This window comes from Lysinibacillus sp. EB106-09-02-XG168, from assembly GCF_058791475.1.
This window is the reverse complement of sequence record NZ_JBYTDN010000003.1, coordinates 4,487,673-4,508,897: the sequence shown is the minus strand read 5'-3', so window position 1 is coordinate 4,508,897 and position 21,225 is coordinate 4,487,673. Positions and strand designations below refer to the sequence as shown.

General features: G+C 37.6%; 24 protein-coding genes. 16 read left to right on the top strand and 8 right to left on the bottom strand.

Going from position 1 to position 21,225, the window contains the following annotated elements:
• Positions 1–314: 314 nt before the first annotated feature.
• From AC3WSO_RS22780 to AC3WSO_RS22770, 3 genes are all read right to left on the bottom strand, one after another.
• Positions 315–1,637 carry a CitMHS family transporter gene (locus tag AC3WSO_RS22780; protein WP_492533881.1) on the bottom strand — a complete coding sequence of 441 codons (1,323 nt, stop codon included), beginning with the start codon at positions 1,635–1,637 and terminating at the stop codon, positions 315–317.
• Between the two features lie 104 nt (positions 1,638–1,741).
• Positions 1,742–2,455 carry a response regulator gene (locus AC3WSO_RS22775; RefSeq protein ID WP_492533879.1) on the bottom strand — a complete coding sequence of 238 codons (714 nt, stop codon included), beginning with the start codon at positions 2,453–2,455 and terminating at the stop codon, positions 1,742–1,744.
• Complete coding sequence (locus tag AC3WSO_RS22770) at positions 2,424–4,043, bottom strand: ATP-binding protein (RefSeq protein ID WP_492533877.1); 1,620 nt, start codon at positions 4,041–4,043, stop codon at positions 2,424–2,426. Before AC3WSO_RS22770 ends, AC3WSO_RS22775 begins: the two co-directional genes overlap by 32 nt.
• Before the next feature lie 261 nt (positions 4,044–4,304).
• Between AC3WSO_RS22770 and AC3WSO_RS22765 the strand changes: the two genes are divergently transcribed.
• Positions 4,305–4,817, top strand: a complete 513-nt coding sequence (locus tag AC3WSO_RS22765) for a DNA-deoxyinosine glycosylase (protein ID WP_492533876.1) — start codon at positions 4,305–4,307, stop codon at positions 4,815–4,817.
• Positions 4,818–4,888: 71 nt separating this feature from the next.
• Here the strand turns inward: AC3WSO_RS22765 and AC3WSO_RS22760 are convergent, their stop codons facing one another.
• Positions 4,889–5,167 (bottom strand): hypothetical protein, encoded by a 279-nt coding sequence (locus AC3WSO_RS22760; RefSeq protein ID WP_492533874.1) that lies wholly within the window; start codon positions 5,165–5,167, stop codon positions 4,889–4,891.
• 419 nt (positions 5,168–5,586) lie between these two features.
• Between AC3WSO_RS22760 and AC3WSO_RS22755 the strand changes: the two genes are divergently transcribed.
• On the top strand, positions 5,587–6,129 hold the full coding sequence (locus AC3WSO_RS22755) for a transporter (protein WP_492533872.1): 543 nt from the start codon (positions 5,587–5,589) through the stop codon (positions 6,127–6,129).
• Positions 6,130–6,256: 127 nt separating this feature from the next.
• Here AC3WSO_RS22755 and AC3WSO_RS22750 read toward each other — a convergent pair whose 3' ends face one another.
• Positions 6,257–6,748, bottom strand: a complete 492-nt coding sequence (locus tag AC3WSO_RS22750) for an SRPBCC family protein (protein WP_492533870.1) — start codon at positions 6,746–6,748, stop codon at positions 6,257–6,259.
• Between the two features lie 188 nt (positions 6,749–6,936).
• Between AC3WSO_RS22750 and AC3WSO_RS22745 the strand changes: the two genes are divergently transcribed.
• The 10 genes from AC3WSO_RS22745 to AC3WSO_RS22700 all read left to right on the top strand — a co-directional run bounded on the left by AC3WSO_RS22745 (position 6,937) and on the right by AC3WSO_RS22700 (position 14,912).
• Positions 6,937–7,296, top strand: coding sequence for a YybH family protein (locus AC3WSO_RS22745; protein ID WP_492533869.1), 360 nt, complete (start codon positions 6,937–6,939; stop codon positions 7,294–7,296).
• A gap of 93 nt (positions 7,297–7,389) precedes the next feature.
• Positions 7,390–7,809 (top strand): nucleotidyltransferase family protein, encoded by a 420-nt coding sequence (locus AC3WSO_RS22740; RefSeq protein WP_492534467.1) that lies wholly within the window; start codon positions 7,390–7,392, stop codon positions 7,807–7,809.
• A 22-nt stretch (positions 7,810–7,831) separates the two neighbouring features.
• The gene (locus AC3WSO_RS22735; protein ID WP_492533867.1) at positions 7,832–8,326 is read left to right on the top strand and encodes a DinB family protein; all 495 of its coding nucleotides are present in this window, start codon (positions 7,832–7,834) and stop codon (positions 8,324–8,326) included.
• A complete protein-coding gene (locus tag AC3WSO_RS22730) occupies positions 8,308–9,138 on the top strand; it encodes an AraC family transcriptional regulator (protein ID WP_492533865.1) in 831 nt (276 codons plus the stop codon). Before AC3WSO_RS22735 ends, AC3WSO_RS22730 begins: the two co-directional genes overlap by 19 nt.
• Before the next feature lie 219 nt (positions 9,139–9,357).
• Positions 9,358–10,341, top strand: coding sequence for an ABC transporter substrate-binding protein (locus AC3WSO_RS22725; protein WP_492533863.1), 984 nt, complete (start codon positions 9,358–9,360; stop codon positions 10,339–10,341).
• 274 nt (positions 10,342–10,615) lie between these two features.
• Positions 10,616–11,623, top strand: a complete 1,008-nt coding sequence (locus tag AC3WSO_RS22720; RefSeq protein WP_492533861.1) for a FecCD family ABC transporter permease — start codon at positions 10,616–10,618, stop codon at positions 11,621–11,623.
• On the top strand, positions 11,616–12,647 hold the full coding sequence (locus tag AC3WSO_RS22715) for a FecCD family ABC transporter permease (RefSeq protein WP_492533859.1): 1,032 nt from the start codon (positions 11,616–11,618) through the stop codon (positions 12,645–12,647). Before AC3WSO_RS22720 ends, AC3WSO_RS22715 begins: the two co-directional genes overlap by 8 nt.
• Positions 12,648–12,658: 11 nt before the next feature.
• Positions 12,659–13,459 (top strand): ABC transporter ATP-binding protein, encoded by an 801-nt coding sequence (locus tag AC3WSO_RS22710; protein WP_492533857.1) that lies wholly within the window; start codon positions 12,659–12,661, stop codon positions 13,457–13,459.
• Positions 13,456–14,226: an alpha/beta hydrolase gene (locus tag AC3WSO_RS22705; protein WP_492533856.1), complete on the top strand. Its 771-nt coding sequence runs from the start codon at positions 13,456–13,458 to the stop codon at positions 14,224–14,226. Before AC3WSO_RS22710 ends, AC3WSO_RS22705 begins: the two co-directional genes overlap by 4 nt.
• Positions 14,227–14,399: 173 nt before the next feature.
• Entirely contained in the window at positions 14,400–14,912 is a 513-nt protein-coding gene (locus AC3WSO_RS22700) for a YfiT family bacillithiol transferase (RefSeq protein ID WP_492533854.1), read from the top strand.
• A 144-nt stretch (positions 14,913–15,056) separates the two neighbouring features.
• Here the strand turns inward: AC3WSO_RS22700 and AC3WSO_RS22695 are convergent, their stop codons facing one another.
• On the bottom strand, positions 15,057–15,680 hold the full coding sequence (locus AC3WSO_RS22695; protein ID WP_492533852.1) for an exosporium glycoprotein BclB-related protein: 624 nt from the start codon (positions 15,678–15,680) through the stop codon (positions 15,057–15,059).
• A 625-nt stretch (positions 15,681–16,305) separates the two neighbouring features.
• Complete coding sequence (locus AC3WSO_RS22690; RefSeq protein ID WP_492533851.1) at positions 16,306–17,742, bottom strand: hypothetical protein; 1,437 nt, start codon at positions 17,740–17,742, stop codon at positions 16,306–16,308.
• A 421-nt stretch (positions 17,743–18,163) separates the two neighbouring features.
• Between AC3WSO_RS22690 and AC3WSO_RS22685 the strand changes: the two genes are divergently transcribed.
• The 4 genes from AC3WSO_RS22685 (at position 18,164) to AC3WSO_RS22670 (ending at position 20,599) form a co-directional block, all read left to right on the top strand.
• Positions 18,164–18,802, top strand: a complete 639-nt coding sequence (locus AC3WSO_RS22685) for a BMQ_0737 family morphogenetic spore coat protein (RefSeq protein WP_492533849.1) — start codon at positions 18,164–18,166, stop codon at positions 18,800–18,802.
• Between the two features lie 141 nt (positions 18,803–18,943).
• A complete protein-coding gene (locus AC3WSO_RS22680) occupies positions 18,944–19,519 on the top strand; it encodes a hypothetical protein (protein ID WP_492533848.1) in 576 nt (191 codons plus the stop codon).
• Positions 19,512–19,793: a hypothetical protein gene (locus tag AC3WSO_RS22675; protein ID WP_492533846.1), complete on the top strand. Its 282-nt coding sequence runs from the start codon at positions 19,512–19,514 to the stop codon at positions 19,791–19,793. Before AC3WSO_RS22680 ends, AC3WSO_RS22675 begins: the two co-directional genes overlap by 8 nt.
• Before the next feature lie 11 nt (positions 19,794–19,804).
• Entirely contained in the window at positions 19,805–20,599 is a 795-nt protein-coding gene (locus AC3WSO_RS22670; RefSeq protein WP_492533844.1) for a hypothetical protein, read from the top strand.
• Positions 20,600–20,681: 82 nt separating this feature from the next.
• Here AC3WSO_RS22670 and AC3WSO_RS22665 read toward each other — a convergent pair whose 3' ends face one another.
• Positions 20,682–21,224 carry an isoprenylcysteine carboxyl methyltransferase family protein gene (locus tag AC3WSO_RS22665; RefSeq protein ID WP_492533842.1) on the bottom strand — a complete coding sequence of 181 codons (543 nt, stop codon included), beginning with the start codon at positions 21,222–21,224 and terminating at the stop codon, positions 20,682–20,684.
• Position 21,225: the final 1 nt, after the last annotated feature.

Genomic DNA, 21,225 nt, shown 5'->3' with positions numbered 1-21,225 from the left:
GCCGATTCATTACTCGACAACTGGTGCTATATTTCTATTTATGTGAATCATCACCATAGATTGGGGGTTGATTTCGTTCCGACTGGGCGCTTTGTAACTGCCGCTACGCTTTCGCACAGAGCTTCCTGGGGGCTTCCGATGTGCCGCTTGGGCCAACATGATGTTGGTCACGAAGGCGTTATCACAGGATGTGATGCTCTTAGCCTTCGTTCCTCTATCGCTGATCCCCAAGGAGTCGCCCAGTCGTAACGAAGATCAACTAATTATACATCTGGTTTAATCAATTTCATCCCTAACTTTTAGTGATGAGTCATTTAGATAGCAATAATTCCTAATGCTACAGCAATGAATAGTAAAGTGATGCTTAGTCCCCACATCCAGAAGAAAGAGTACTTTAAGTGTTTCCCCATTTCTAAGCCTGATAAGCCTAATGCTAGCCAAACTGCAGGAGCAAGTGGCGATACAAATGTACCTACAATATTACCGATAATCATGGCATAGGCAGTTGAAAGAGAATCAATATCGAAAGATAAGCCAATTTGTTCAACTACAGGGAATAAAGCGAAGTAATATGCATCCGTACTTAGTAATAAATCAAATGGTACCCCCAATACCCCGATAATGATATGTAAATAAGATGATAGGGCTGATGGTAGAATATTTACAGCATTGTTGGCAATCGCAGTTAACATCCCAGTACCATTCAGTATGCCTAAGAATAGTCCAGCGGCGATTATGATAGATGCCATTGTTAAGGCATTCGGAGCATGTGCTCGTACACGTTCCATTTGTTCCTTAGGAGAACGATAATTGATTGGCAGGGCGATGGCCACTCCAATTAAAAAAGCTAATCCTGCTGGTAAAATACCTGCAACTAAAATGCCGATAACAAGAACAGTAACTATTGCATTAATCCACAATAGTTTTGGTCGTTGTAAGCTTGTGTCTACTTCTGATGAAACAACGCCTTGTGTAATAGTATGATCATCATTTGTGAAGTCCAGGGTACCGTATTGTTTCAGAATACGCTTCTTTTCTCTAAAACCAAGGAACACCGCTAAAGCTAACATTAAAACGACACCAAAGATTTGAATAGTGATTAAGGGATACCAAAGTTCAGTTACATCTGTCTCTAAAACTGAAGCAACACGACCTAATGGGCCACCCCAAGGAATCATATTAATAACTGCTGCTGCTCCTCCAACTAATAACAGCAAAAGATATGGATTCATCCGTAAACGTAAATATAAAGGCAATAATGCTGGGATTGTAATTAAAAATGTTGAAGCTCCTGAACCGTCTAGTTGCGCTACTACAGCAATTATCACTGTTATCACTGCAACGACAATAATGTTTCCTTTTGAAAGCGCAATCATTTTATTGATCAATGGCTCGAATAAACCTACATCCTGCATAATACCAAAGAAAATAATAGCGAAGATAAACATAACAGCTACGTTCATCACAGAGTTTAATCCAGAACTAAAGAACTCTCCCAGTTCATCGAAGTTAAAGCCAGCTATAAATGCAGCTACGATAGGTGGTATAACCATTGCTACAAGTGGTGATACACGACCACTAATTAGTAGAGCAACAATAATAATAATTGTTAAAAATCCGATTATACTTAGACTCAAAAAATTCCCTCCCTTTGTGATTAATCATTCAGATTATTTAAAAAATATCACAGTGCTAAAGAGAGGAAAATAATATAATCATATGTTAAATAAATAACATAATATTAGTTTTGTTCATAAGTTCCACGAAAGACATATTTTCGTTCAGGTCTTCCAACGGTACCGTAAATTAGTTTTGTCTCTAAAAATTGCTCGCCAACTAAGTATTCTAAATAACGGCGAGCTGTTGAACGACTAGAACCAATTAGATCACTTAATTGTGAGGCTGTGAGCTCTTGGGTTTTGAGATCTTCGAAAATGCTTTTAACAATTTGTAATGTGTGCAAATCAATCCCTTTTACTAACGTTTCTTCATCTACTACCTTATTGTTTGATTCATTGTAAAATAAAGAATCAAGGTCATTTTGAGTGACACTTTTGCTATTTTGAAATAAGTGAAATTCCTGCAAATATTTCTGAAATGCGCGTTGAAGTCGTTGTTGTTCAAATGGTTTAATCAAGTAATCTAAAATACTTAAGTCCAATACATCCCTTATTAAACTTACTTCAGTTGCCGCTGAGATTACGACAATTTTTATAGACGGATAGAGGTGACGTATATGGCTTACTAATGAGCTACCTTCAACATCCGGAATATATAAATCTGTTAATATAATTTCTGGTAAGCTAGAAGTCATCTCCAGCTTTTCAATCGTTTCTTTACCTGTGCGTAAATTTTCAGTGACGACAAAACCTTCTATATTATGAACATAATCAGTATGAATTTTTGCTACTCTAAAGTCATCTTCAATAATCCATACACTTTTTAATGTTGTCATTCTCAATGTCTCCTTTAGGAACTATAATTAAAAAACATGCTCCTGATAAATCACCAGAATCCAATAAAATTTCCCCATATATCTCCTGAAGGGCTTTCTTACTTATAGCAAGTCCATGCCCGCGGTCTAATCCTTCTTTAGTAGATATCCCCTTTGTAAAAATTTTATCGTAAATATTGTGATCAATACCTGGTCCATTATCTTGAATCTCAAATAAGTAATGATTTTTATAATTGTTAATGGATAGCCGAATCACTTTATCTGAGGATTCCCAGCTTTTTAAAGTTTCAATAGCGTTTTGAAGTACATTACCAAGAGCTGTTAGGACAGCATCTTCTTGACGTTTAGATAATTCAATTGATGAAGAAATTTCGTTTAGCTCGAGTTTAATCCCCAGTTCTGCGGCTTCTGCAATTTTTCCCTGAATTAAGGCAAGTAGAAGCGGGGTTGTTATATTGCTATTTAAAAAAGCTTGATTTTTAAGCTGTATGCTTCGTTCTTCTTTAATAAACTCCATTGCTTCGTTGTAATGTTTATGAACAAGTAAACCTAAAATGATATGAAGTTTATTAGCGAATTCATGAGTGTAGGCCCGTTGAACATTTGCATACTGTTTCATCTGTTTTAATTCATCAGTGATTTTTTGAATATCTACTTTTTTTCTAAAGGTGTATAACGAACCGATTTTCCTTTTTTTCTCAACTAAAGGTACTTTATTTAAAATAATAATATGCTCACCAAGCGGTATCTCTAAATTATGAATGTTTTGCTCTGCAACAATTTTAGGCGTAAAAATATGTTCGATTTTTGTACCCATCCAATCTGAGAGGGATTTATTGTTAGCCGAGTCTAGCATTTCGTAAGCACTTTTATTAATGGTAGTAATTTGATTAAAGTGATCGACAGCCAGTATACCCTCCGTTGTTGTTTCTAAAATGACCTTGTTTTGCTGATATAATTTAGCAATTTGAAAAGGTTCCATATTAAATAATAGTTTTTTTATATAAATGGAAATTGCTATTGCACCTAATATGCCTATCAAAAGAATAATTACGGTGTATTTGATCCATTTGTGAATATAGCTTTTGATAATTGTGTCGATATTTTCTGTTAAAAAACCGACAGATACAACACCAATAATTTTATTGTCTAATAGGATAGGAGCTTTACCTCGAATCGATTCACCTAGTGACCCTATAGTTTTAGAAATATAAGCTTGTCTATCTAGCAATGCGGCATCGTTGTCTCCGCCAACCATTTTTTCTCCAATTTTATCTTTTAAAGGATGTGAATAACGAATTCCTTCAGAATTTCCAACGACAATATATGCAGCGTTAATTTCTTTTCTTAAAGGTTCGACGATTGGCTGGATTATTTCACTTGGCTTTTCTTTATCGAATGCCGTAATGATCTCTTCCGTAGATGCTAGGGTTTTTGCAATATTCAATGCTTCCATCCCCATCTGTTTTTCTGTAGTATCGCGAATATGTTCTAGCAAAAGATACATAAACAGTCCACATATTAAAAGGATCAGGATACTTATTAAAAAAATCATTCTAGCTGTAAGAGACTGGAACCAACTTTTCATATTTCACCTCTATGTAGTTTAAATACTCGTCATTTACTAAAGTGGCAGCAAGTTGACAAAAACATCTTAAAAAGAGCGCATTTGATTTAGTCTATCATAAATATCCAACAAATAGAGAAAGACCCTTTCTTAGGAAAGTGCCGGTTGGAACGGAAGTCACCCCACGTTAAGGTGATGAGACTGAACTTTAATATGTGATACATGCCCTTCAATGACATTGACACAAATCTTCCGCTACAATAGAAGGAAGGAGTGATTGTTATGTCAAATGAACTTAAAAATGTATTACCACCGGTTATAGATTTGTCTACAAAGGTACTAATTGTTGGCTCAATGCCAGGAAAGCAATCATTAGAGAAGCAGCAATATTATGGGAACCCGCGCAATCACTTTTGGCCGATTATTGGAGAAATAATAGAAGTGGTTATACCTCAGGATTATGGTGAAAGATTAAATTTATTAAAGAACCATCATATTGGTCTTTGGGATACTATAGAGTCGTGCGAGCGTAAAGGAAGCTTGGATGCGGCTATTCGTAATGAAAAGCCGAATGATTTTAAAACGCTTTTTGCACACTATCCTAATATTGAGTTAGTGCTTTTTAATGGTGCAAAGGCATTCGAGGTGTTTAAAAAGCATATCGGCCTTGCGGTTTTAGATGGTCGAGCATATCAAAAAATGCCATCGACAAGCCCAATACCAGGGAAGAATATTAAATCTTTTGAAGAAAAGCTTGAGGATTGGCGAGTGATGCACTCTTATTTGTCTAGATGAAAAAAATCCGCTTCGTTTAGTTTTGCCTGATGGAGAGGATTGTGAGCATTATTTAATAGATGAGGGTGACATTACTGCCATGTGTTGTAGTAAGAACCTGCTGGGCTATAAAAGAATTTAAAATGGTATTTTTCAGCTAAGGCAAAACTTTTCTCTTCATCTTTAAATCCGATTGTCATCACCTGAATACCGAATTTTTCTCGGATCTGAACTAATTGCTGCATCTTATTCAACGCCCATTCATCTTCGCCGACTACATCATACGAAAAGTTTTCCCACATAACAAAATCAATATATGGTGCAGTATAATCAGCTAATGTTTGAAAGCCCCAATTTTGAGCAACAGACAAGTCGTTTTATTGCTGCTTTATGTTTTTTATAAAGGCAAGCATTGCTGCATTTCGATAGGCTCCCAATGACCAGATCTACTTTATCCATTTCCTTGCTAATTTTATCGTTCCCTTTATCTAAATAATATTTATACTTTTTAACAGCAGCTAGCCTATCTTGAATACTTGTTGATCCTGCAGAAAAATTTGTACAGTTGGGAAATAGCCAGATCCCAAAGGACAATAAAATTGTAGTAATTAGTAAAATCATTTTTCGCATAATTACCCCTTATCTTGGAGAACATACCTTTTTTTATAGAGTGTTTACCGTGAAAATACGAATGCAGTTTAGATCGACTAAATATAAGGCTAATAGGCAATTGCTCAACGGTTATTAGCCCTCCTACATATATTGAATTATGTAAAAGGAGGGGTTTATCATGAACAATCCATTTGAACAGATTATGCCACTTCCAGAATCCGATTTCGAACCTTCATTCGGACGACCTGGTTTTGGCCAATCACCATCATTTAGACCGCCTGGTTTTGGTCCGCCGCCATCGTTTGGCCCGCCTGGTTTTGGTCCGCCGCCATCGTTTGGCCCGCCTGGTTTCGGCCCACCACCATCGTTCGGCCCACCTGGTTTTGGTCCACCACCATCATCTAGACCACCAGGTTTCGGCCCACCGCCATCGTTTGAACCACCAAGCTTTGGCCCGCCACCAGCAGGTCAAATGCCTCTAGGTCCACCACCTAGCTTTGCACCATCAACTCCACCATTCGGAATAGGTACAAGTGGTATTCGGTCATGCCTATTTAGAAATACGTATATATGGATGTTTAATGGATCAAGCTTTTGGTTCTTCCTAACTGCTGTAGGAAGAGAGTTTGTTTCAGGGTTCCGATGGAGTAGCAGAAGTGGCTGGCGCTTCCAAACTATTGCAAGAAGAAATATTCGCTCGTATGAATGTTCGAGATGGTAATTAAACGTATTGAGGAGCCTTGATAAACAGTTCATTTATAAAATAAAGGTGTCATTTTAAATAAAGTTTTCAACACTATGAAAACTCCTAAAGCACGTATGCTCTAGGAGTTTTATTCGTAATATACTTAAATCTTCTCTACGTCATGCACAAGTTGCTTATACTCTGCAAACCACTTTTGCCATTCTTCCATTGGGAATTCTTCATGTACCGTTCCATTTAATAAATCCGAAAGTAGGCCTAAGCATATATGCCACCCGGCTAAATCTTTAGGGGTATGCTCAGTTAGCTCACCAATCGATTCAAGTAATACTAATATGGAGCCGCTGCCAGTGGGTGTGAGTTCAAATCTAACTGTATCTTTGCCCCAATCAAATTCGAGCACTTCCTTCTCAACATAGTCTGTAATTGTTATTTCCATATAAGTATCTGTTCCATCATTCATATTAAAATGAATTTTACCGTTTTTTCGAAGATCAATAATTTCTAAATTATTCATCCATTTTTGAAGCTTTCCATTATTCGTTAATACAGCCCAAACAGCATCAACTGAATGTGACAGTGGTCGGTTAAATTTTACGACATAGTTTTTTTGTTGTTTTTGAATAGTAGCGAGCATGGGTATCCCCCTTATTTATTTTTCCTCATCATAAACTGCATGAAATAGTCTTGTCATGTATTCTTATTTAAATGTCTATACCCTACAATAATCCGACCATCATATTTCACTTTCTCTATACTTCTTTATTATATTTATGTCCAAAAAGTAGAACTTCAGATAATATGATTTAAAAAGGAGAAATTACCATGCCATATCACCAAGCTTTAGAGCGCTATATTGAGGCTACAAATTCCCATGATTTTAATAACGTAAAGGAAGTTTTGCATCCGCAAGCAGTGTATTGGTTTACGGATCAAACATGTACGACTATAGAAGAAATAGGTGCTTATTTTACTAATGCTTGGAATGTAATAAAGGAAGAAGTTTATTCGGCTACTGATGTGCACTGGCTTACGGTTGATGAACAATCAGCTACCTGTATTTATACATACCTTTATGAAGGCTATCATAACGGGAAATTTGTATCAGGTAGCGGGAGAGCAACAAATATTTTTACGGTCTTAAACAATGAATGGAAGTTAATCCATGAACATTTAAGCAGTTAGTGAAGCTTCAAGCTATATCATCTTTAATGATACTTGAATGAGTAGTAATGAGATGATTACTGTTAGTAATATTTTCGCTGTTTTCATTGGGGTCTGCATGAAAAAGAATATAGAACGCCATTAGCTGATATTGATGTGATATATTTTGATAAAGTAAATCTCTCAGATAACTATGAGAAGCAACATGAACAAGAATTGACGAAGTATTTACCTGATGAGCCTTGGTCTGTGAAAAACCAAGCAAGGATGCATGTAGTAAATAACAGTGAGCCGTATCAATCATCTATTGATGGCATTGCGCATTTTCCAGAAATGCCAACAGCTATTGGTGTGAGGCTTTCTAATAGAAGACTTGAGATAGCTGCACCTCATGGTATTAAGCACTTAGTTTCTGGAATTGTCGCTCCTACACCATATTTTCAAAAGGGCTCTCCGATGCATGAAGTTTATAAGAGTAGAATCCATAACAAACAGTGGCAATCAATTTGGCCGAAACTACAGATTTTCTACTAAAATGAAGCGAAGGAGCTAAGGGATGTGTCACGATAAACATCAAATAATCTCGCATTATGAAAGATCTATCGTATTTGTGGAAAGTTTAGCAGGCATAACTGAAGAACAATGGCGTACCCCTATAGAGCCTGAGAAATGGACGGTTGCAGAGGTAATTGGACATCTTACACCGTGGGATGAATTTGTGTTAAATCAACGTTTACCGTTTCTTTTTATAGAGGGGAGCTTACCAAAAGGCCCAGATGTAGGAGAGATAAATGCTTGTGCAGCAAGGAATAGTCGTGCACGAAGTAAAGGTGAAACGATAGCTAATTTTATCCATCAGAGACATCAGCTAATTGACGTGCTTTATGAAATAGTGGATAAGCAGTGGCAACTGCCTTTTACAATAGGTGCTTCTGAATTAACACTTTACAGTTATTTTGCTAGTTTAGTAGATCATGATCTACATCATTTTTCACAAATCCAAACAGTTTTAAAGAATTTAGGGGCTATAAAATGGATATCAAGCATTTAATCGATTACTATGCACATGCGTCTGTAAAATTTACGGATGTTTTTACGAATAAAATGGAGCCTGGCCAAGTAGACAAAGGTCGAACAACAGCCCCAGGGAAGTGTGGATTGGTTGTGCCGCTTACTGGTAACGCTATATTTAGTTTTAACGGTACCCCTTATGCAATGGAGCCAGGTATGGTCGTACATGCAGGACCACAAATGCCAATCGAAATTAAAGCTTCTAATGATAAAGGATGGGAGTATGCAGTTGTTCATTATCAACTTTCTACCGAAGAGTCAACTTTATTTCCATTATCAACTCAGCATTTTTTAATCAATACAGGCTATCATACAAAAATTATTGACTATGTACAGCAATTAATAGAAAGTCAAGGAATGCCGGGTAATATGTCAATATTCAAAGCAAAGACTCTATTTATGAATCTTTTGGAAGCCATTCTTATGTCGGCAAAAGTGAAGGTGCTCGATACGGCAAGTGACCAGATGGAGCAAGCTTTGCAGTATATACATGAGAATTATGCTACACAACTTTCTGTTTCGAAAATTGCTGAAGAATTTGGCGTGGAGCGTCGTAGGTTTGCCTATCTGTTTGAACAGCATACAGGGATGAATCCTAGCGTCTACTTAACGGAATATCGCATTCGGCGGTCGAAGGAGTTACTAAAATATGATGATTCGCCAGTAGCGGAAATAGCAGAATGTGTAGGTTATATAGATTGCTTTTATTTCAGTCGAGTATTTAAAAAATGTACTGGAATGTCGCCGACAACATATCGAAAAACAATGCTTGAGGAAGCTAAATACTTATAAAAAGTTGTTTCTTGAAAAAAGAAACAGCTTTTTTTGTGCTCGGAAATCGGCAAAAGTCCATGTTATTCGTGAAATCGTCCATTCACAACTGTTTTCCACTTTGTTAGGATAGTATCCGTAAATGATAATAGATATCAATTAAAAAATAAATACTATTGACTTATAAATGAAAATGATTATCATTATCATTATAATGAAGTTCGTTAGGAGAGAATATCTATGAATAAATATTTTAAAATGTGTGCACCTGCTCTATTAGCTCTATCTTTGGCTGCGTGTGGAACGGATAAAGCAGAAGAGTCATCTGCATCTACAAATAATGCAGCAGAAACTAGTGCATCAGAAACGCAAAAAAATCAAGCGAAGACACAAACGATTACATACTTAGGCGAAAAATATGAAATTGCCGCAGATGTTAAAAATATAGTAGCTGCAAGCTTAGAGTCTATGGAAGATGCGGCAGTGCTCGGTATCAAGCCTGTTGGTGTGCTTGATATCGGTGGGAAAATTCCAACATATCTTGCTTCTGAATTAGAAGGTGCCGAGCTTGTTGGAAATAAAATGACACCGAATACTGAAGCCATTCTTCAACTTGATCCAGATGTTATTTTAGGTTCCTCAAAATACCCTGAGGAAATGGCTGAAAAGCTTAATAAAATTCAAACGATGATTCCGTATTCACATGTCTCTACAAATTGGAAAGAGAACTTAACGTTACTTGCACAGCTTTCAGGGAAAGAAGATGAGGCAAAAAAAATCATTGCAGATTATGAAGCGAAGGTTGCTGATTCCCAAGTGAAATCTAAAGAGCAATTAGCGGACAAGCAAGTTCTAGTTATTCGGGTACGTGGAGGCATCATGTATATCTATCCTGCAGGCGTTTACTTAAACCCTGTTCTATATGAAGATTTAGGGGCTCCAATACCAGAGGTGCTAAAAACTGCAAAAGCACAGGCTGAACTATCTCTTGAAACATTAGCAGAGGTTAATCCTGATGCTATTTTCCTTCAATTCGAGGAATCAGAAAATGCTGACGCACCAAAAGCGTTAGAAGAGCTACAAAAAAATCCGATCTTTACAAGCTTAAAAGCATCACAAAATAATCAAATTTTCGTGAATGCCATTGAACCTTTAGCACAGGGTGGTACTGCATGGTCTAAGGTGAAATTCTTAGATATCGCAGCCGAAAAATTACTTAAATAGTATAAAGAGGCTGGTAGTAGATTTGGTGGTATCACCAGGCTATTACCAGCCTTTTATAAGTTAGAGGAACTCAGTCTAAGAACGCCACGTCCTGTGGCAACGACTGAGTGACCAACATCATGTTGTGTTGCTGTCGCTTCGCTTTCGCACAGAAAACATGTGTTGGCCCAACGCCTCCGGACGCATTGTTTATCCGCGCGACAGCGGCAAATGTTTTCTGTAGCGTGGTTACAATTACGTCGAGGCATAATTGATATAGAAAAAGGTGTGGAAGTTGAAAAAAACAAACATTGTAGCATTTTCAATATTAGCAGCTTCTCCATTCCTAATTGCGATTGTGGCATTAGTATCCGTTATGTACGGCACGAAAGACATTAGCGCAATAACGGTATGGCAGGCGATTGCTGAATTTGACCCTTCGAATGTGGACCACCAAATTATACGAACAGGACGTATTCCTAGAATTGTAGCGGTTTTACTGGTGGGAGCATTTTTAGCAGTAGCTGGCGCAGTGATGCAAGGTATTACACGGAATTATTTAGCGTCTCCATCATTAATGGGCGTGAATGATGGGTCTGCATTTGTGATTACGTTAGCAATCGTATTTTTCCCAGGGCTTCCTAATTACCAAATGATTTTACTTTCTATGCTCGGTTCAGCATTAGGTGCAGGGATTGTGTTTGGTTTTGGCTCTTTAATTCGCAATGGCTTATCACCAGTAAGGCTTGCCATTATTGGGACGGTCATTGGTACGTTTTTAAGCAGTATTGCTACAGCTATTGCGATGTATTTCCAAGTATCTCAAACGGTAAGTGTTTGGTATAACACAAAGGTCCATATGGTAGATATGGATATGCTCATGCTATCGATTCCATTTGGTTTAGTTGGTTTAGTGCTTGCATTATTATCAGCTAAGGCCATTACGATTACTTCATTAGGAGAAGATATCGCTATTGGGCTTGGGCAAAAAACAAAAGCCGTGAAAATTATTAGTATGCTTGCTGTTGTATGTTTAACAGGAACGGCTGTCGCACTTGTAGGAAAGATTGCCTTTGTAGGGTTAGTTATTCCTCATATTACACGTTTCCTTGTTGGAGTTGATTACCGCTTTATCATTCCATGTGGAGCTGTAGTAGGTGCGTTTTTCTTAGCGCTTTGTGATGTGCTCAGTCGCTTTGTTAATTATCCATTCGAAACTCCAATCGGCGTCTTAACGGCATTAGTTGGTGTCCCATTCTTCTTATATTTAGTTCGTAAACACGGAGGTGAAAAACGTGCGTAAAAAAACCTCGAGTGTATTCGTGATGACTGTTTCAATATTGATATTATTAATTTTTGGTGCAAGCTATCTCCATCTTACAAATGGTGTCTTTGATATGTCGGTGATGGATGTCATAAAAACATTGCTACGCATCGAGTCGAACCCTAAATTTGATCTTGTCATTTTTGAATTCCGATTACCACGTATTGTCATAGCAGCATTAGTCGGTGTTGGCTTAGGAATGGCAGGGGTTGTACTACAAGGTATTACGCGCAATGGTCTAGCAGACCCTGGGATTCTAGGGATTAACGCGGGTGCCGGTGCAGCAGTGGTCATATTTATGTTTTTCTTTCAATTACATCTTACATCTGCAGATATGAGTAGCTGGTTATCTATTTTGATGATGCCGATTTTTGGGTTTGTCGGTGGTACGATGGCCGCTGTGTTAATTTTCTCATTTGCCCTAAAAAATGGTCATTTAGATATGCAACGGCTAATTTTAACAGGGATTGCGATTAATAGTGGCTTCGGGGCATTGTCATTATTTTTATCATTGAAAATGAATGCTCAGGATTTTGATGCTGCTGCAGTTTGGATGGCAGGCTCCATTTATAATGCAAACTGGATTTTTGTTGTGACTATGCTGCCGTGGCTTATTTTATTAGGCTTTTACGTTTATCGGAAATCATATTTGCTCGATTATTTTCAATTAGAAGAGGATAGTATTACTAGCTTAGGGATAGCGGTAGAAAAAGAGAAAATGAAGCTGTTATTGGCAGGCGTTGGCTTAGTCAGTGCCTGTGTATCGGTATCAGGTAGTATCGGTTTTATTGGATTAATGGCACCACATATTGCTAAACAGCTTGTAGGTATACAACATCGTTACGTCATGCCAGTAAGTGCATTAATAGGTGCGGGATTGCTTATTGCAGCTGATTTTATAGGAAAAACAGTATTTGCGCCGTCTGAGTTAGCAGTTGGTATTGTTGTCTCGATTATCGGGATTCCGTATTTCTTATATTTACTAGTGAAATCGAAGGCATAGGGGGAAATCGTATGCAAACGGCATTTAGAATGGAAAATTTGGCTTCTGGCTATGAACAAGTTCGTGTGTTTGAAGGCTTAAATTTAACAATAGAAGAAGGGAAGATTACGACTATTATTGGCCCCAATGGATGTGGGAAATCTACACTTTTAAAAACGATTGGTCGTATATTAAAGAAGCAGCAGGGGACGGTTTATTTACAGGACCAAAACATGCAAAATTTATCGACGAAAGACATTGCGAAAAAGCTAGCTATTTTATCACAGACACCTATTGCACCAGGTCAGTTAAAGGTTGAGGAGCTCATTGCTTATGGTCGTTATCCACATCGAAATAATGTGAATCGCTTAACAAAAAAGGATGAGGAAATGATTGAATGGGCTTTAAATGTGACAAATACGATGGAGTACCGAAATCGAGAGCTTGCACAGCTTTCTGGAGGTCAACGCCAACGTGTATGGCTTGCAATGGCCTTAGCGCAAGAAACGAGTATTTTGTTGTTGGACGAACCGACAACTTATTTAGATATGGCACATCAGTTAGAGGTGTTAGAAATTGTGAAAAACTTAAATGAACGGCATCGTTGTACGATTGTTATGGTATTGCACGATATTAATCACGCGGCGCGATATTCTGATCATTTAATCGCAATGAGGCAGGGGGCTGTAATGAAAACTGGAACACCTGAGGAAATTTTATGTGCAGATGTTATGCGTAACGTATTCAATATTAATGCACGTATTATGCAAGATCCAGTTACGAAAACACCCGTATGTTACGGCTATGATGTTATGAAGGAGACCGACAAATGATTGAGGAGAAAGCACTTGATTATGTGACGCAAGAAATTGTATCGAAGTTTACGGATTATACGTATACGGTAAATATCTATGTACCGAATGGAGAAGTACCGGAAGGAGGATTTCCAGTCTTATACGTATTAGATGGATCGTCCTATTTCCATCTTGTTAAGGAAGCGGTCCGCCTACAAAGTCGCAATGCACCTAAGACGGGTATTTTGCCAACTATTGTTGTAGGCATTGGGCATGGTGTGGATATGCATGAACGAAGATTTTATGATTTTACAGGACAAGCCGAAACATATACGTATCCTGCAAGATTTAAAGGAAAGGGCTATGAGAAACATGGAGGAGCTGTAAACTTCAGTACATTTTTAGAGAAGGAATTAAAGCCAAGTATTCAGGCTCAATTCCCTGTAAATATGCTGCAGCAATCACTGTTCGGGCATTCATTAGCAGGCTACTTTGTGCTTTGGAAATTATTCCATCATCAAGCAACTTTCCAACGTTATATAGCGATTAGCCCTTCTGTTTGGTGGAATGAGCATGAACTATTCAGTTATGCTTCAACATTTATAAAAGAGCGCCCTTTTGCTTATGAAAAATTATTCATCGGCGTAGGGGAACTTGAAACCTTTATGGTGGATGATGCTCAACAAATTGCGAGTGATCTAGAGAAAATTATGGACATAGTGTTTTATGAAGCGTTGGAGGAAAATCATGCATCAGTCGTCCCGACAGTAATGAGTAAAGCCATTCGTTTTGTGAATAAAAACTAATAGTACGAACCGCATTGTCTTGTGATGATGCGGTTTATTTTTGATAAAAGGGAGTGTTGATAAGCTGAAACGCTTACAAAATAAGGGTTTTACTTAGAAGAATGAAAGTGAATGGCGTGAAAAATATAAAATTGGTAATATAAAGTAAGGAAATAGGAATGGAGGATAGCTACATGACCGATTTACGATACCCAATTGGACAATTTCAATTTCCGGAAGTAGTTACAGCGCAGCAAGTGAAGGAATGGATAGAGGATATTCGTCTATTGCCGAAACAACTAGCAGAGGCACTTAACGGAGCAAGTGAACAATCCTTAATAAAATCCTACCGAGAAAATGGCTGGACGGTTACGCAGCTTGTCCATCATATTGCAGATAGTCATATGAACAGCTACATCCGTTTTAAGTTAGCTTTGACAGAGGAAGTACCAACGATTAAGCCTTACGATGAGGAAGAATGGGCAAAGCTTCCGGATGCAGGAATGCTTGTTTCGACATCGTATAAAATGATTGAAGGCTTACATGCACGCTGGGTATATTTGTTGGAAAGCTTAACAGCAGTGCAAATACAACGAGCATTTAATCATCCTGATTCAGGGTTAATGACGCTTGAAAAAGCTATAGCCTTATATGCTTGGCACGGGAAGCATCATCTTGCTCATATTCAGATTGCTTTGGCGAAATAATAACTATATTTTAGAACGAAAAGTAGGCGATTTTCCGATTAGGAGAAAATCACCTACTTTTGAAATTGTTTTCATGTAAATATCGTATGTTATACGGATAATGGTACTATATTTAGCTATAATTTAACTTACGAACATAATTTTTTATACAATATTGATTCCTGCACTTGCGTTACCTGTAATAACAGCAGCAAGCCCTGATGTAGTAACGGAGAACACCATTAGTAAACGATCACCAGCAGCTACTGGTACTGGTGTAACGTTTCTAGTACCAAATGCAATAGTACCAATTGCTATTGTTGATAGAGCTGGTGCTAAATCAACAAATGCATCTGTAGGGCTGAAAATATTACTTCCCGCAGGCGCGCGGTAAATTTGTGCTCTGATTGTTGCTGTTGCTCCTATAAGGGTTACAGCAACTGTTGCAGAAAATGATGCAGATATAGATGTAATAGTACCTGCACGTGGAACTGAAAAGGCCTCCGTTCCAAGAACAGCACTTGTTACGTCTATAGTTGTGCCAACAAGAGTTACCCCAGGAATAGACGTGCCGAACCCTACCTCACTTACAGTACCGATCAAGCCCCCAGCAACTGCTGTTAAAACAACAGGAACAATACCTGATGAGAATGGGATGATTGAGCCTGTTGCTGGTGGAGTAGTAATACATGCAGCATCTATAGCTTCAAAAGGACCGCGTGCAACACACTCATTATTATTATTATTTACACAACCGCCACACGTTGAATTCATACAATTCATACACATTTTTACACCCCCTTTCTTCATTATTCTATTCAGCTAAGATTATAGGGTTAGGGCAAATATCCACATTGTAGTTTTTATATGTGGAAATTATTGAGGCATTTTAGAGGCGTTATTGTCAATGGCAAGTATTCTATAATGAATTTGACTTTCTGGTTAGTTAAACAGAAAAAGTCCAATAGGTATTTTCACACGTATTGGACAAATTTATCGTACATATCTAGATTGTCAGCCTCGGAACACCACAGCTTTAACTTCTTTCAGCAGAACTCTCCCATCTCTACAGATGGTGAGATGAATGCGATTTAAGTTACTCTTCAGCGGGTGTCCAAACACCCGCTGAAATATAGGAACTCAGTCTAAGAACGCCACGTCCTGTGGCAACGACTGAGTGACCAACATCGTGTTGGCCTAAAGCCTCCGGCGGATGTCACAGAATCGGAACGGATTTCAATATAGGATGTTAGCCTAAAACCATCGCATCCATGCGATAACGGCTAACAGACCTGCATCGGTAAAAACGCCACGTCCTGTGGCATTACCGAAATGACCGACATCGTATCTGCCCTCGTGCAGGCCTAAGCACAAAGCCGATTCTGGACGCAATTATGCCGAGGCATAATTGATACTAACTCCATTTTCGAAAGAAATTGAAAAATAAAGAACCCTTCTCTTTTTTCTTGTTTTCCTCAGGTGATTCGTCTTTTAACTCGGGTTGCTCGTTTACCTCTTCAATTTGTGCATAGGTTTCATATACTTCCCCTAATGTAGGTTCAAGAATTTCACATTCGTCAACTTTTAAAATAGAGGATTTATTTGCGTCCTCTCGCTCGTTAACCACTTTAGCTACTTCCAAAATGACAGGCTCAGTAACCGTATCGTCAGCTTCCAAAATGACAGGCTCAGTAACCGTATCGTCAGCTTCCAAAATGACAGGCTCAGTAACCGTTTCGTCAGCTTCCAAAATGACAGGCTCAGTAACCGTATCGTCAGCTTCCAAAATGACAGGCTCAGTAACCGTATCGTCAGCTTCCAAAATGACAGGTTCAGTAACCGTATCGTCAGCTTCCAAAATGACAGGCTCAGTAACCGTATCGTCAGCTTCCAAAATGACAGGCTCAGTAACCGTATCGTCAGCTTCCGAAATGACAGGTTCAGTAACCGTTTCAGCAGTTTCCAGAATGACAGGTTCAGTAACCGTTTCAGCAGTTTCCAAAATAACAGGCTCATTAACAGTTTCATGTACGCTTGGTTCATTCGTTAGTGCAGAGTGCATTTCATCTACAGTGACAGCAGTATTTTTTCTTCTGTAATTCTCAGGAGTTGAGGTATCCTCAGGTTGTAAGGCTGGCCCATTCATACCAATTGGAATTTCGTGTGTGCTCGTAGCGTGTTTAAAATGGAAGGTGGATTCGGCGGTGGTATTTCTATATAAGCCATTATATATTTGGCTTGGATGAGTATTGATTGATTGAAAGTATTGTTGATTAAAATGGCGTTCCTCGGGTACCTCTCTTTGATTTTCGGTGCGAGGAGAAGGTATACCATTGTTACCATCTAATTGCGTATTTGTTGCTTTACCTGCAAGACTTTGTAACATTTTATAAGATGGCTGTTTTGATGTAATCGCCGATTGATTTGTTGTTTGTGTAACGTTCAGATCCCTTCGTACACTGTTAGTAAAAAAATTAGATGTGTTTTCAGTTTTAGGTATAGTGGTTAAAGATTCAGTATTTTCAATCGTGAGTAATTTGTTTAAAACCATTAGTATTTCTCGGTTCATGCCATCAATCGTGTGATTCAGAGACTCAATTTGTGCCGATAGAAACTGTACCTGCTCATCGTATCCCTTAATTTTTGAATTTTTTTGCTTATCATCTATAGTTTCAGTTAGCTCTTCTAAAAGTGCCATTTGTGTTTTAATCTCATCAAAATCCATTTTCATAAATAGGTAATCTTCAACTGAATTTCCCGTTTTTAATGAAGTTAACGTGTCCTTGTAGGTTTCTATCTTTTGCTTCATTTTTTCAATGTCTTGAGTGGAGTACAATTTTGAATTTTCCATTGCATTTCACCCCTTTCTGTCCATTCATATTTTATTAAAAATAGTTACTTTCTGTTACAAATATACCGTCCTTTCGAACATTTTAGTTCCTCCATTAGAAGAGGAGAAAAGCATAATGATACTGGAGAATTTTAACTTCTTCTTTTAGTGGTGTATAACACCTGTACCTGTCGCTACGCTTTCGGTACAAAAGACATTCGCTGAAATAGAGGGACTCAGAATAAGAACACCACGTCCTGTGGCAATTTAACTGTACGAAAGTGAAGCAACAGCAGTACGGCTTTATTTGTGCGACAGTGGCAATTTTGTTGAAGCGTAATTGATTAAAAATCAAAACAAATTATTCATTAGCCCATACACTTATAGCTAGAAAACATATGATACAAACGAAAGATAAAAAACTTATGGAGGTGTCAAAAGGATGCTAGACAATATGCCATCCCAGGCGCAAGAATTAATTTGTATAAACGTCGACAAGGTGTTTGACTGGATTGTAAAGGAAATGTCGTTTGATTTTTCCCCTACTGGACCAATTACTTTTGCAGGAGTAACGCCAACGACTGATTTATCAGGTGCGGTAGTTACATGTAAGGTAGTTCCATCACCAACTAACCCTATCGTTATTTTGAACCGTGAGAATCGCCAATTCTCCATTGATGGTTCAACTGTATGTCTTCAAAATTTAACTATTCAAAAGAATTTTATTCTTACGATAGTTGTTTGTTTACCGAACGGCACTATGTTCACAAGCAATACTGTTTCACTTTCTCGTTGCGAACAAGTTACATTATGTGCGCCAAAAGGGACAGATGTAGAAATTTTATTCACAGATTTAGATTGTTTCGTATGTACAACTGGAACATTAGTAGCTGGGGCAGGTACAATTACGTTTTCTGCATTAACTATTACTGTATCTGTTTGCCAAAGTATTCAATCTACATTCCCAGTTACTGTGGAATTTTTAGCGACTTTCTGCGAGCCAAGAGCAGAATTACCGTTCGCATGTCCGGGTGTAGTTCGCCCAGCGCAATGCCCTGCTATATTCCCACCTGTCGGTTAATGGTACTAACACATAGAAGAACATCATATTGTAAAGAGAGGGTAATCCTCTCTTTTTTTTTATGGAAGGACGTAACTGCCACATAAAGAAGTTTGAAATTGCTTTGATTAATTTAATACTATTAGCAAGGGGGTACTGATTATGCTTACTCGCATCGATCATGTAGAAGAAAAAATAAATGAGTTGAAAAAACAAACGGATTTTTATGTTCATGAAATGAAAAAAACGATTGGGGAGCTGATTGTTCCGGAGAGTGTCAACGTTATAAGTTATTTCACATCCTCAATCAATATTTCTTATAATCCCGATGAGGAAAGCTTATGCCTGGGCTCTTATCATATTCGTAATATAGGTAATCAGCCTATAACGAATCCTTCTCTATGCATAAAGCTACCTGAAGATTCCCCATTCTCTTTCTCAGGAAGGTATGTCTATGAACATTTCGCTCCAAATTTAAAAGGAAACAGTAGCTGGGAGCGAATTAATGATCAATCGAGTAAGGAAGAGTTTTGGCTTAGACCTATAGGAAAAACAACGTTAGAGCCAAACGAGACACTATCATTTCCTAACTTTCAAATCAAATGGGGTAATAATTCATCTTATTCAGGAAGTATTATGGGTTTTACATATTGTGATCAGTTCGAAGAGGGTATCGTCGTCTTAAATCCGATTAATCTCAATGGAATGAGTTATACACAGGAGGATGAAAATGAGTGAAAAAATAGATAGTGTTGCCCATCAAATTATGAAGGAACAACTTGCAAATCTACCTAACTATATTAATGAAGAAAACAATAGCTTTGCTTATCTCGAAAAAGGCACGTTAAACCTACTTATTACCCATTTAATAGCAGGAGAAAAGAGAATAACTGATAAAATTGGCGATGAGGAAATAGAAACTAGGATGATTAAACAGCTTGATGAGATGTTAGAGGAGAGTAAGGAGCAATTTGAAGAAGTGATTAGTTCACTAAAAAAATTGTCGGAATAGGAGGTGGGAGTGTGGATAATGATATTGTCAAAAACAATGATCCTATTCAACTTCAGCAAATGATCATTTTTTTAAGAGCCGAATTAGCGAAATATAAAAATGAAGTTAAAAGGCTTAGAGATGGTGATTATTATTCACTAATACTGAGATTAGAGCGAGAAAATGTTGAATTAACAAAACAGAAAAAGGAGCTTTCGATGGAGCTTTTAAAGCTGAAGAGAGACCATGATAGAACAATAAAAACTTACTATGATGATATACAAGCAAGAGAAATACAGAAGAAAAAACAACTTTCTTCGATAGAGGGTTTATTAAAAGAACTGGAAGAACTGCGTGCAGAAAACAAGCTAATAAAGGAATCTCTAAAATTCACTAAAGATGAATTACTTTCTATGAATTCAGATAAGATTACAGTGGATAGTCTTGAAAATAAGTTGAATGTTTTTACAAAAGATATAGGCCAACAAATGAAGTCGATCATTGAAGCCATCGAAAGATCCCGTCTAGAACAAACCAATTCAGACAATCTTAATAAGCATTTAGCCAAAGAAATAGAGGAGAAAAGCAGTGAGATAGCAAAATTATCGGAAGAATTAGCAGATGTAAAAAAACAAAGCCCTTCCCTAAGTGGAAAAACGAAGATGGATTCCGAGTTCCTGACACGCGTAGATGCCCAAGTGAAAAAGGTATTGGCTCAATCAATGGATTTTGAAAAGCAGTTGAATCATAAATTACGCTTGCTTGAGGACCTGGATCACAAATTGAACGAGCTAACAATAGAAATCAATACTGATAAAACTGTATAAAGTATGTTGTAGAAGGCTGTTTCAAAAGTAAGATGAAACAGCCTTTTCATGTTGTAAATTGGAAAAACAAAAAAGATTTCGGCTAGGATTCCGAAATCTTCTTGTGAAATACATGATTATAATTTGTTGCATCTCGTAAAGCTTTTTCCTCAATTGGAATGCGTACAGATAGCATTGTTACATTTAAAAGTGTGAAGCAGAAGGCTGTGAAATACGCTTGAAACATTAAAGGTAGAAGAATAATTTCTAAGCAAACCACTGCGTAATTTGGGTGACGCATAAATGTATAAGGCCCTTTTCGTACCACTTCTGCATTAGGCAATATGAGTATTTTGGTGTTCCAAAAAGACCCTAAAGAACGGATACACCAAATGCGTAATGCTTGAACGGCAATAAATAATAAAAATAATAACGGAAATAAAGGCGATACACTTTTATGATTAGTAGCTACTTCAATTATTAAAAACAAGAAAAAGGCGGCGTGCAAAGTAACCATATACGGATAATGAGAGGAACCGACTTCATAGGCCCCTTGTGAGAGCATCCATTTTTCATTGCGTTTTGCAATGAAAACTTCTGTCAATCTTTGTAGAATGACGAGGATCAAAATAATGTAAATAATCATG